At 34.4% G+C, this 14138-nt stretch carries 6 protein-coding genes; 5 read left to right on the forward strand and 1 reads right to left on the reverse strand.

The features are described from left to right. Positions 1-46 precede the first annotated feature (46 nt). The 5 genes from ACZ451_RS04435 to ACZ451_RS04455 all read left to right on the forward strand — a co-directional run bounded on the left by ACZ451_RS04435 (position 47) and on the right by ACZ451_RS04455 (position 6161). Positions 47-1135 carry a hypothetical protein gene (locus ACZ451_RS04435; RefSeq protein ID WP_464215894.1) on the forward strand — a complete coding sequence of 363 codons (1089 nt, stop codon included), beginning with the start codon at positions 47-49 and terminating at the stop codon, positions 1133-1135. Between the two features lie 480 nt (positions 1136-1615). Continuing rightward, the gene (locus tag ACZ451_RS04440) at positions 1616-2392 is read left to right on the forward strand and encodes an FkbM family methyltransferase (RefSeq protein WP_464215895.1); all 777 of its coding nucleotides are present in this window, start codon (positions 1616-1618) and stop codon (positions 2390-2392) included. A 430-nt stretch (positions 2393-2822) separates the two neighbouring features. Then, the gene (gene ribA / locus ACZ451_RS04445) at positions 2823-3425 is read left to right on the forward strand and encodes a GTP cyclohydrolase II (RefSeq protein WP_464215896.1); all 603 of its coding nucleotides are present in this window, start codon (positions 2823-2825) and stop codon (positions 3423-3425) included. Continuing rightward, positions 3422-4375 (forward strand): RibD family protein, encoded by a 954-nt coding sequence (locus tag ACZ451_RS04450; RefSeq protein WP_464215897.1) that lies wholly within the window; start codon positions 3422-3424, stop codon positions 4373-4375. Before ribA ends, ACZ451_RS04450 begins: the two co-directional genes overlap by 4 nt. 79 nt (positions 4376-4454) lie before the next feature. Continuing rightward, on the forward strand, positions 4455-6161 hold the full coding sequence (locus tag ACZ451_RS04455; RefSeq protein WP_464215898.1) for a sulfatase-like hydrolase/transferase: 1707 nt from the start codon (positions 4455-4457) through the stop codon (positions 6159-6161). 665 nt (positions 6162-6826) lie between these two features. Here the strand turns inward: ACZ451_RS04455 and ACZ451_RS04460 are convergent. Then, positions 6827-13762 (reverse strand): Ig-like domain-containing protein, encoded by a 6936-nt coding sequence (locus tag ACZ451_RS04460; protein ID WP_464215899.1) that lies wholly within the window; start codon positions 13760-13762, stop codon positions 6827-6829. Positions 13763-14138 lie beyond the last annotated feature (376 nt).

The following is a 14138-nucleotide window of genomic DNA, read 5'->3' on the forward strand; positions in this document are numbered from 1 at the left end:
CGTTCAGTTGTTTTATTACTATATACACTCATTAAATAATTGAGGCATGCGAAATATTAACGCTTTATTAGGATTTATATTACTTATATTAATTGCACTTAATACTTCTTGTAGAAAAGAAGAGTCTTTATTTATTGGAACAACACCTGAAGAAAGACTACAACTTGGTTCTAATGTAGCTAATCTTTTAGTACGAACTACAATGAATGATGGTTCTGATGATAATATTATAGACAATGCCAGTTGTATTTCTGTTCAACTCCCTGTAAATGTGCATGCAAATGATACCTTAGTTGAAGTGATTAGTCCTGATGATTATGATGTCATTGAAGATATTTTTGAAGAAAATGATGATGATGATGACATTTTAGAAATCATATTTCCGGTTACCATTATCTTATCTGACTTTACTGAAGTTGAAGTTCTAAATGCTGAAGATTTACAGGTTTTTGTTGATCGTTGCGGCGGTGAGAATCAAAATGATGATGATATAGAGTGCGTAGACATTAAATACCCTCTTGTTATTTCTTCCTTTAACACTGTAACTGAAGTAATAAGCAATACTTCTGTAGAAAATGACAAAAGCTTATTAAACTTTGTAAAAAGTGTAGGTGAGAATGATGTGATTACGATTAATTTTCCCGTTACATTAGTTTTAAGTAATGGCAATGAAGTGGTGGTTAATGATCTAGAACAATTAGAAAATAGTATTGAAACCTTTAAAGATGATTGTGATGAAAATGACAATAACGATTTTGAAGATGATTGTGCTGATTGTACCATAACTGACTTTATGAATATTTGGGCTGATTGTTCTGAATGGCAGGTCACCAAATTAAAGCGAAACAAGACAAAACTTAAGAATTTATATAAAGATTTCTTATTTAATTTTCAAGATGATGGAGTTATAACTGCTGTTTCTAAAATGGAGAATTTGAAAGGAACATGGATCGCTAATGGAATTGGTAATAATATTACTGTAACCATAAATATTCCTGATTTACCAGATTTTAATGGTGATTGGACTATTAAGAAAATAAGAAATGGCAACAGGAATGGTAATGGTAACGGTAGAAAGAAAATTAAACTGGGTATTGGCAGAGATAGACTTAGGTTTAGAGAGAGTTGTAGATAAAAAACCGATCAGGTAATAGTTTACAAGTTACTTGGATATTCTTAACCAACTACTACCAAGCACATAACACGCTAGGGTAGGGTATTGTTACATATGTAATCCAAACTCACAATACCTTATCAATATTCTAATATTGACTATTTCATAAATTTCAACTAAAAAACTCTAAAATATTTCTGTATAACCTAAATCCTAACCAATTTCATTTAATAATAGAATTTAAATTTTATAAACTCTTAGGATGAAACTTAAGGAATGTAAAAATTTCTTTTATGGTTTGGACCTTATTTAAAATAACAAATACGTTATCAATACGAATCCAAAACAAATAAAACATCACTTAACTTGGTTCTATGTTCAGTTCGTTTTTATGAAAACATATATACCTGCATTTAATATCGAACTTTAACCGTATTTTTAGAGTATTAAAAATAAGATTCAATTGTTCTAAGTGAATTTATATTGAAAGAGGATATTACAATGAAATTATTAAAAAAAATTATTAATCAAATACCAATTTTAAACAAATTATTAAGATTAATATATCGAAAAATAAGACCCGAAAACAAGCAAAACCCAAGCTATTGGATAAATAAATATATTCCTAATGAGCCTATACAAGTAATTCAAATAGGGGCCAATGATGGTGTTAGCGGAGACCCACTGCATAGTTTAGTGAAAAAAAATAAATTATGGAATGTATTATTTGTTGAACCCGTTCCACAAATGTTTGACTTATTGAAGAAAAATTATGGATCATCACCCAGATTTATTTTTGAAAATTCTGGAATAAATGATTCAGGCAGTAATCAAATGTTTTATATGATTGGAGATGAGGCTTATCAGGCAAATCCAAAACTATCAAATGACTATCAACAAATAGGATCATTTTCAAGAGCACATGTACAAAAATTAGCAACAACAGCGCTAGAGCAATATATTGTAGCAGTAGAAGTGGAGTGTCTTAGATTAAATGAATTGTTAAAAAAGCATAACATAAAGACAATAGAATTACTCCAAATTGATGCTGAAGGCTATGATTGGAAAATATTATCGCAATTAAAATTACATGAGTACAAACCTATAATAATTGCATTTGAAGGAGTAAACCTTGCTGAAGAAGAAAAAAAACAGGCAAGAAAGCAATTGCAAATAGAATATCATGTGTTTGTAATAGGGATAAATTATTTGTGTATCCGAAAAGACAAATTAAGAGATTCAGACTTTGAAATTTTATCTAAAATAAATCAAAATTAAATACTTATAAAGGATATTAACCATACTATTTTCCTTTATAATTCTAATTTACTAAGAAATTAAAAGTATGTCATAACTTCAAAAAAAGTACTATTTGACTATGACCTCTTAAGATAAATTAAGCATTTTATTGAAAAAAGAAGGAAGTATTGTATTTTTGTAGCGTTTTTTATTAAAAAATTACAAATAGTAGCATTGAAAATGCTAAAAGATGACAACAAAATAACATGAACCCTTTTGAGAAGTATAACTCTAGTGTCTAATATAGTGTCAAAAGTATAACGTTCAAATAAATTGTAACCTTGATTAGCTTGAGATTATTTTTTTTGATTTGAAATTCATTACTTAAATAAAGTAGAATTGCTTTCATCTATTTGTTAGTTATTTTTAAACGATACGACTGTATACAGTATAGTTCCCCAATAAAAAAATGGAAAAAAAAACCTTAAAACTACAAAGCCAAGTAAATATCGAAACCGTTTATGGCAATTTTGATATAGCGACTTTTACAAGTTCAACTGAAGATTTAATGCCTCATATTGCTTTGTTTACGAACAAAGAAAAATGGAGTGAAAAAGTGCCAGTCAGAATCCATTCAGAATGTATGACGGGTGATCTATTTGGTTCAATGCGCTGTGAATGTGGAGATCAACTAAAATTTTCCTTAAACTATATTAAAAAGCATGGGGGAATCCTGATCTATTTGAGACAAGAAGGTAGAGGTATTGGTATTATAAACAAACTAAAAGCATATTGTTTACAGGATAAAGGGTATGACACGGCTGAGGCAAATAAAATGCTTGGCTTTGGGGAAGACCAGAGAAATTATGATGATGCTATTAAAATATTAGAATATTTTAACATTGATCAAATACAGTTGTTAACCAATAACCCTGATAAGGTTAACTTTTTTAATGGTAAAAACATTAATGTAATCGAAAGAATACCTATTGAGTTTAATCCAAATGAAAATAACTACAATTATCTAAAAACTAAAAAAGAGCATTTTGGACATTTCTTAACGAAAATATGAACATGACAATAGATGATGCTATTTGGAAAGGGTTATTAGAATTAAGAGGGAAAGAAAGAAATAAAAACTGCCTGGGATGGGCTTATGATGGAGTCATCTTTTCCGAAGTGATGAGCATTAGTGCCATTAGTACTAAGGCTAAAGCCCTATTATTGAAATCTGAACAAGGAGTTAATCTAAAATCTTTACCGCAATACAACAACATTATAATACCTTTTGATGGACTCTTATTTTCAGTGACTCAAACCATTACAGGTAATGAATTAAATATTTTGCAAAATTATTGGCCTTTAAGTGTATTAGCTCATCTTGATAGTGATCTCCCTCATGTATTTATTCATTCAGCAACATCTTTAGATGGTTATTTAGCTACTATTACAGGCCATTCTAGATGGATTGGCAATGATGAAAACTTAATACACGCACACAGACTTCGCGCACTTTTTGATGCCGTTTTAGTAGGTAGTAATACAGTTTTAAATGACAAACCCTCATTGAATGTTAGACATGTTTTAGGAGATAATCCAAAACGATTAATACTCTCTAACAAATGTGAAGATTTTTCTTCACTCAAAAAGATTTCCAACGCCGTAACTTTTTTACTTAGAGATTCCGAATACAACCATACAGATAAGGCTAAACATTTTGATAAAATCCTTTTTTATAAGGGAACTTCTAAGCATGATAAAATGTTAGATTTGCTTCAAAAATGTAAAAAAGAAAATATAAAATCTATTCTTATAGAAGGTGGAGGTACTACACTTAGTGCGTTTATTGAAACAAAATTGGCAAATAACATTCAATTTCACCTATCGCCATTATTATTCGGTAGCGGAATAAAAGCAGTAAAATTACCTGAAGTAAATTTGGTAAATGAAACACACCAGCTTAAGAACATGTGTGTTACACCAATAGGTGACTCATTTATGATAACAGCAAGTTTAGCATGATTTATTCATTATGGCATACCATTACGAAAACCGAAGTAAAACCTTCTTTAGTTCCTAATATTTCGCATTTAAAAAGTAAATGAAAGATATTTTAATATTCGCACTAAGCTTTCTAGGGTTAAATTTCTTGGTTTTTATACCAAGTGCACTTATAGGTATGTTTTCTAAAATTGAGAATTCTAAAAAGCCTTTTTTTAAAGACACGCTATATTCTATTCTAAAAAAAATATTTTACATAAGATTCACTGATGATTTCTTTAGATTAATATTCGAAATTCAAGTCGTTTTATTAATAGTACTAGTATTTAATAATTGGGAAATATCTTTTTTAAAATATATTCTCCTTGTAATTTTTGCCCTATCAATAGTATATGTTACTTATATTGCTATTATTGCTAAAGTTTTTAAAAGACTCCCTATTCTAATTAATGATCTTGAATTTGCAAAGACCGGGCTTATACTCTACAAGAAAAAAATTCCTTTTATAGCATTAGCATTTATCATAGTACTTTCTGGCTTTACTTTTGTTAGTGATTATTTAATAGATCTCTTATTTGAATCATCAAGTAAAATAGTTCAAAAATGGCCACTTATTTTAGGCTTAGGCCTTAGTTCTTTTTTGTCTGTTGCTTCGATAAAAAAAAATGCTTACCGAATATATCATAATTCTGTTAGTTTTTCTTTGGTTTGGCATTCCATTCGTAATTTTAATAAATGTGTTGAATTAAAGAAGTCTTTAAAAAATCTTAGAACTGATTTTCCGTATGCTTATTCAAGCAAAATAACCCTAAAAGAAAAACCAAATATAATTTTAGCATTTTTAGAATCCTATGGAAGTTTTTCTTTTTCTAATGGAGAGTACGGAGATACCCTAAAAAAAAGAATTGAAAAGCTAAACCAATCAATCATTAAAAATAATTGGTCATCAGTGAGTTGTTTAAGTGAATCTCCAATTGTTTCTGGGGGGTCGTGGCTTAGCCACTCAAGTATATTTTTTGGAGCTAAAGTGAAAGACATTGCTGCACACGATTTAATTTTTGGCTCTACAACCTATCCATCTAAACTTACGTCTTTACCTAAACTTCTTAGTGCTCAAGGCTATAAAACAAAATTGGCTTCAACATTGTCTCATGGAAAGAATGAAGTAAACTGGAGTAAATTAAAAAACTCCTATCCATTTGAAGATTTAATGCTGATAGATAAATTTAATTATACTGGTAAAAAGTATTACTTATGGGGTAGTACGTATACGGTACCTGATGAATACACCCTTAATTATTCATATAATTCTATTGCAGACGATTCTCCTTTTTTCTTATGTTTTAGTACTACAAATTCGCATTTTAAATTTTATTCGCCCATTAAAGCGCTTGACCATTGGGAAGATTATAATACAGAAGACTACCCTTTTACAGATGGACTTAAAAAAAACAGCCTTAAGAATTATTTTACTGCAATAAATTATCATTTTGATTATTTAGATAAATTTCTAATAAATCAAAATCCTGAAAATACTATTGTTATTTTAATAGGCGATCATCAACCACCATTTATAACACCTGTAAATATCGATAGGGCTACACCTATTCATATCATTTCAAAAAATAAAGACTTTTTAGATTGTTTTAAAGCATTTAACTTTACGGAAGGCTTAGTACCAAGTACAGCGGTGAGCACAAAACATGAGTCGTTTCTTTCCAAATTTCTATATGCCTTAAATAAAACATATGGTACTGATGAAAATTTAGAACTTCCTATTTTTGAAGACGGAATCAGCTTATATTAACATATGATTTTTAGTAAATTAAAAGCTCTTTCAAATATACATTGCTGTTTAGAGTTTTGTCTGTTTTAAGGTCAGGCGTGTTATTATTTTTGCTCCTAATATTTCATAAGTATTTATAGCCCTGTTAATTTATTATTTTCTTAATAGCGTATTTTTTATATCGATTTTAATAAAAAAGCACTATCACTATCTTCTTTTTGTATTGGTTTTTACAATAACTTTTTATGCTATTCATACTAATATTTAGGTCTACGCTGTCTTGCTATCTTCAATAATTTACTTGAAACTCTAGTATGTTTTTTTGCTGTAGTTTATCTTAAAAATGGATATAGTATATTAAAATAAAACGCTTAAGTTATATTTTGGAAACAATGCTTTAAATAAAAATAGCGATCTCTTAATGTAATAAGAATACCCACTAACATTAATTATTTAAAAAATTCTATAAAATTAGTTACGTTCTTTTAAACTTCAAATAATTGAACCAGAATAGTAAGATCAACTTTTCGGTTTACCTAAAAGATGGAATTAAAGCAAGTTCAAATATAAGCTCATAGCTACATAGATATAAAACCTTTCATAAAACATAAAAATGGCGCCAAGATATCTTGGCGCCATTTAAATTTATTATGATCCTAAAATATGGATGAGATTATATTACATCCCTATTTCTTAATCAACTTCATGTTAGATACTGTCTGTCCATTAGCATCTACCAATCGTAAAATATAAATCCCTTGTGTAAGAGTTGAAGCATCTATCTCACCTGTTCCATTATTAATCTCTACATCAAATGGTGACATGACCACCTGACCAGTTAAATTAACCATGATTCCTGTTAAAATCTGCTCTCCCATTCCTTTCATAGAGAATTGTGCAATATCGGCTACCGGATTGGGTGATATAACTCCTATACTTAGAGCTACTTCTCCGCCACCTTCTTCGGTGACAACTCCATCTATAACCTCAAAAGTAACTGTAATAGGTTCTCCTGCTGTACCACTTCCATTTGGCCCTGAATATGGCCTTGCCGTTATCGTATTTGTCCCTAGTGGGAATCTAACTCCAATAAAGGTACCTCCAAAATCACCTGCTAAAGTAAATGGTGCTACGTTCTCTGTATGGAAAGAGGCTCTACCATTTAAATCAAAAATAACACTCCTAACAGCTACATTTCCTGCATTGGCAATAACACTAAAACGTGTCGTATTTAAGGTACTTAAATCGATAATATCACCATCATTTAAAGCACCTATTTCTGTATTTGCTTCTGCATCTACTAAGGTTAATCCTGCCATATTAACACCATCTATTACCTCAAAAGTAACCGTAATTGGCGCTCCAGCAGCTCCGCTACCATTTGGACCAGTATACGGTGTTGCCGTTATGGTATTTGTCCCTAGTGGGAAGTTAACACCGATAAAGGTACCTCCAAAATCACCTGCTAAGGTATAAGGCGCTACATTCTCCGTATGGAAAGCATCTCTGCCATTTAAACCAAAGACAACACTCCTAATAGGAACATCACCAATATTAGCGATAACACTAAAACGTGTAGTGTTTAAAGTACTTAAATCAATAACATCGCCATCATTTAAAGCACCTAACGCTACATCTGCCTCGGCATCTACTAAAGTTAAACTTGCTACTTCTGGACCCTCTAATACTTCCAATGTAATGTCAACTGGTACAAAAGAGGCAACCGGATCATTGCTGCTCACAATAGCAGCAGCGGTATAAGTAGTTCCTGCCTCTAGACCATCTGCACTAATTTCAATAGGGATATCAACTGATGCTCCAGGTGCTAAAGTTCCAAAATTGGGTGGTATAATGGTTACGGCCAAGTTTTCCTCCAAATATGGAGCATTAAAGACCACCTGTAAGCCAGAAGCGCCATCTGGGCCTTCTACACCTACAGTGGCTGAGTCTAAAGGTGCTTCAGTAAGATCAGCATACTGCATCTTAATAGTACCATCAGGGAATAAAATTACCTGAAAGGTTACTGTATCACTAAAATCGAAAGAAGGAACAGCTTCATACTGTACTATAAAATAATCACGAGTACTCTCAATAAATATACCTCCACCATCTTGAGGTTCTAAATCGTCCCAAAAAGGAGCAATAAAAGTATTTGGAGAACCGATCGATGGTATTTGCTCATTTCTGAACAGCAACTGGGAAAATGAGTCAAAAGTTAAGAAACCATTAGCAGAAATAATAATTTCATCATTAGACTCACCAAAGAAAGGGAATTCAAAAGGCAAAGGAAAAAAGTCGTTCCCATCACCACCAAGATTTATAGCGGTGCCTGTACTACTAATATCAATAAAATCAAAGGCAGGGCCGCCATTATTACTATCTACAAAAGTATATCCAAAACTAGTTGGGCTTCCACTAGTATTTCTAAAACTTTGCCCTACGCGAGTATCTGGAGTATTCTTATCAAGTACTGGCTCAAAATCTAATAACTCGTAAGGAGCTACAGTAGCTAAGGCGGTACCCTCTGGTACAAATTCTAATGGAGGGAAAACTGAATATACTAGAGGACTTCCACCATTATTCGTCAAAGTAATATTCTCTGTGGTAGTAGCCCCTTCATTTAAACGTACAGAAAGCGAAGCTGGGTCAATATCAAGAACTGGAGGATCTATTCCTACACCACTTAAACTAATGGTAACCGATTCGTTACCAAAAGGATCATTACTGTTTATGGTAATCTGACCTGTAATCTCTCCAACAGTGCTCGGTACAAAAGTTACTGTAAGCACAGCATCTTCTCCAGGATTCAGTAATAGTGGAGCAGAAAGGCTCAATTGAAAATCAGGATTGCTACTGGCAATCTCAGTGATCTCCAAGACATCTCTTCCTGTATTCTCAACACGAACAAAGGCCTCACTACTTAAGCCAATAAAAATAGGCTCAAAAGTTAGCGTTTCCTCAGATACAATAATCTGTGGTTCACCAGAGACCGTTAATTCAAATAACGCTGTACTGGTACTCTTATCTGGCGCATTGGACGATACCATTAACTGATCAAGGAGTACGCCTGCATTTAATTCCGTGGCATCTAAAGTAACGGTTAGTTCTCTAGAACCTCCAGCGGCTACAAAACCAGATAAATCACTCACAGCACTGATAAAAGGGGTAATAGCTACTGTGGGTCTGTTAAAGCGCAAAGCAAGACCGCTACGAAGGTAATCTGCATTAAAGACCACCTGTGCACCATCACTAGCATCTATATTTTCAATACCCACTGTAACAAATCGCAGAGCTGCTGGATCTGCAACAGTATCGTAAAAAACATCAATATTACCATCAGGATAGAGCACTACCTGGAAAGTGGTTCCAATAAAATCAGCTGCACTATTAAAGTGAGGTACATCGGTCCATTGTACTATAAAACGATCGCCAAGATCTACAAAATGTACAGATGAGTTATCTCCATCCAGAGGCTCAAAATCGGACCAGAAAGGAGCAATAATATTATTGATGCCATCATCAAGAGGAATCTGCATATTGTCAAAAGTAGCATCGTCTGGCTCAGAAAAGGACAGTAAACCATTGGCATTAATGAAAACCGAAGTATAGGTTATTCCATAAAACTCAAAAGGAAAGGAAAGAGGTTCTGAAATGGTATCATCACCACCCAATTCTAATGAAATATCAGTACCTTCTTCTCTAATATCCATAAAGTTAAAAACGGGTCCTCCTGGCTCGTCACTATCAATCCAGGTATAACCAAAACCATTATCTGCACCAACTGTTGCACGTACTGGAGTACCTACACGATTATCTCTGATCGTCTTATCCCCAGCTACAAAATTACTAAAGGTTAATATTTCTTTACTATTCAACTGCACATCAGGCACCGCCAATGCGCTAGCTGCTGCCAATTGCGGAAAAGAAAAACTTAGTGGAGAGTTTCCTTCGTTTACAAGGCTAATTTGCGCCTCTACCATGTTACCAGCCTCTACAGATGCAGATACCTGAGTAGGGTTAAAGGCAGCCATTGGAGGGTCTACGCCTAATCCGTTTAAAATAACTTCAAGTTCTTGCGTATTTGTGGCATCACTTACAATGCTTAAAATACCGTTGATACTGCCAGATATTGACGGGGTAAAGGTTACCGTTAGCTCTAACTCTTCTCCAGGATTTAAAGAAGTAGCTGTATTGGGTGTTACTGTAAAATCTGCATTGTCTGAGATCAACTCAAAAATGTTTAAGGGTGCAAGACCTGTGTTACTGATTGTTAAGGTGCTTTGGCCAGTATTACCCAAAAATATATTATCAAAAAGCAGCAATTCTTCTGAGGCGGTAATTTCTGAAACTTGCCCGCTAACCTCCAAAGTTGTAGCTACAGATGCCGTACGGGTTACGGGATCATTACTATCTATTAAGATATCAGAATTATAAATACCATTGGCTAGGTTAGTAGCATTGAAGCTAACTGTTACTTCTGTAGAAGTTCCGGGAGCTAAAGTACCAGAAGAAGGACTTAGACTAATATAGTCTCCTTCTTGCACACCACCACTTAGGGCACGTTGTAAGGGTGTACGATTAATATCGGTATAATTAGCACCTCCATCCTGACTCGAGAAAAATCTATTAGACGGTGAAAATCCTGCAAAAGGATCCACTCCTTGAGGTAAGTTTATTCCTGCTGGATAATTGTATACAACCCAGAAATTTTCTCCTGCTGCAAAGCTTAATGGCATCGCTAATTCTTCTAACAAAAAAGCACCCTCTGGAGCTAATGTAGTTACATTCTGTTGCAACAACAACTCGGCATCTGCAGGAGTGGTACCCCCTCGGTATACTTCTAGCAAGATATTCACTTCTTCCAGATTGTCTGTAAAATAAGCATTACGAACATGTGTAAGATTAAAGTTGTCCTCTGGGAAATATTGTACAGCAAAAGCAATAGGGAATCCATTAATACCTAACATATTATTGGGAAAATTAGCATCAGAATAAGAGAGTGAATCTCTAAAAACAATTCCATCGGCAATGGCATTACGCCCAAGCTCTTTACGGCTAGGGCTCTTCACTTCTTTAACTATCAACTCCCGTATTTCCGTATTTCCTGCTCCATACTGTGCCATGTCAATATTAGAGAGCGGCATTCCGCCCTCTGGTGTAAAGCTCACCACACCTTGACCTGTAATAAAATCAAGATCACTCTCGCCTGTATTGCTAATCGTAATGGTATTGGTTCTAATGGGTGGATTATCTACTCGTGAATCTATGGCTTCGTTTAAACTATCTGGATTTACAGTAATAGTAGGCGGTACTACTACAGTAAGTGACACGGGAATGTCTACAGAAGGATTGTTAGGATCATCACTATTAATATTTATAGTAGCATTATACTCCCCAGGATCTAAGTCGCGAGTATCAAAACGTACATTAGCATTCAGCGATTCTCCTATTGGGATGGTACCGAATAAAGGTCTTGCGGTTAAAAAGAAGGCATTATTATCCCCATCGGTAATCACTAAATTATCAATAAAGAATTCAGAATTACCTCCAATATTGTTAGACAACAGATCAATTGAATCAAAGAAATTGGTACCCACAATACCTGTAGCACTATGGATGAGCTCACCATTAATGAATATTTGTTGGGTAGCATCGTCGCGATCGGTAGTCAAACGAATATTAAACCAACCTTCTGGACGTGTAATCTGTGCGCGGACAAAACCAACAGGAGAGTCAGGGTCTGACAAATCTATGGTTCCATCAGCATTGAAACGTACGGCTACTCCTACTAAACCTGGAGCACGAGTTGCTGCTGCCGAAAACACAAAACTAGCATCGTTACCCTCTAGCCGTAATTGAGCAGAAGCGGTAGTAGAAGACTGGTTTCCAATTTCAATGATAGGAGAAGATGCCGAGAAAGGCCCTTGGCTTCCACTTGGGGCCATTCTCAAGCCCAGTCTTCCTTCAAAAGCAGCTTCTTCGGCAACTGCAATACTAGTCTCTCCACTAGGAGTAGAAATCCAGCCAAATTGCCTGTTAAGCGGTACACCTACTTCAAAATCTTCAAAACCTTCGGCAAACAATGTTGTTTCTACCTGTTGTCGGCGTACTGTACCTTCTTGCATCTCAGATAGTAATTTTTTTTCTGGCTTTTTAATATCTACAGGACGAGTCCCCTTTTCTGCCAAGACTGCTGCAAATTTTGCAGCACGGCTAGCAAAAGTTTCCTGAGCCGCTCCATTGATGCTAAGGTTGTAATTAAGCTCCGCTGTTCCAACATTTGAAATCAGAAGATCTTTATTAACTAATTGGAGTTGTGTAAGTGTTTCATTAAAAGCTGCAGGTGAAACCCCTATAGTAGGCGCTTCTGTACCATCAAATACTTGTATAGATACGGGAATTTCATAAAGCGTTTCATCTCCTTCTACTGTTAGTGTAATGATTTCGTTATAAAGCCCTCTGGGCAGATCCGAAGTATCAATATTCACTGTTAAAGTACCATTTTCGCCAAGAGCAATGTTCAACACCTCTGGTGTTAAAGAGGCAATAGTCTGTGCCCCCTCATTTATACTTGCAGTAAGTACCACATCTCTTGGTGCTATATTGGTAATTCTAATATCTTGAGACAAGGTTTCTCCAACAAAAAGCTCTTCATTTATAGAAAGTGGTGCAAAAAAGATGGTCTGGTTAACAAGACCAGCAACACGCCATCCCATATCACTAAAAAACCCTCTTGTAATATCTCCGATATCAAAATTAGACTCGGCACTAGCGGCTCTCGGTGTCATTAAAGAGTTTGGATCTCCTGACGGGAATGCTACTTCATCCCAATGCGCAATACTAGACCCCCCTTGAAAAGGATTGGGTGCAAAAAGTTCAGGAAGATTACCTCCTAAAGCACTAACAGCCAAAGGGCTATTAGAAAATACATTTCCACTAGTTAAGAAATCTCCTAGTTCTGTAGAAGGATTTGGTAAGTCTAAGGCTCTATTTCCATCAGCATCTACTAAAAAAAGATCAAAAACAAAAGGGTCTTCACCATTATTGAAACTTCCAACTCTATTGCCATTTACTCTTCCACCATCAATAAAACCAAGCCCATGACCCATTTCGTGTAAGGCTACAGTTACAAAATCAAACTGTCCAGAAGGAGTATTCCCATCCGTACCAAAATACCATGGTATACCGTTACCGATGTTGACCACCAAATCAAATTCTAGATCAGGTGCCAAATCGGTTCCTGCCAGGGAGTTGGCTAGTGCAATGGGATAAAATACATTTGGTAGTGGGGCTCCTTCAAAGTTACTAATTAAAGTAGTAGGACCAGCTGAGGCTAATATTCCTGGATCTCCTAGATCCTGAAAATCAGCAGAAATTCGGATAGGTACTGTAGAAATAAGTTCTTGCGCCCAAATATCTATGGCGAACTGAAAAGCAGCCTGAACATCAGGATTATTTTGTGCACCTGGTCCATATGTAATAAGAATTTCTGCCGTTGAATTGGCCAATGATTTACCTATGCGTTGCATCTTTTCAGATCGCAATTGTTTCATCGCCATTTTAGAATTAGCATCCTCAAATTTGGCGGGACAAACAATAGGCTCTACGGATTTTCTTTTCATTTTTTGGGCTTGCATCGATTGCAGCCCGCCTAAAATAATAAAGACAATAAAAATAAATTTAATTTGAGTTAGCTTACGAAAATAATTTGATAAACCAATCAAGAGATAATTTTTTCTCATAATGTTCTGTTTTTAATTTAGTGTTGTGTGTGTATTGTGTAAGTTGTTAAACATTTCCTAACACTATTTATGTTAAAAAAAAATAATTAACTTTTAATAGGGAGGTATAATGCTCTTACTCTCGTAAGAAAATTACATTTTTTTAAAAAGCCATTTTTGGAATTAGGCTTCTCAAAAAATGTTAGAAAAAACAATTTGCTTTTTCAATTTTCATCTCATTTTTATGAGCTTTAAGAGATTTTAGGGCATCCAAAAC

The sequence above is a fragment of the Allocellulophaga tsushimaensis genome (assembly GCF_055383085.1).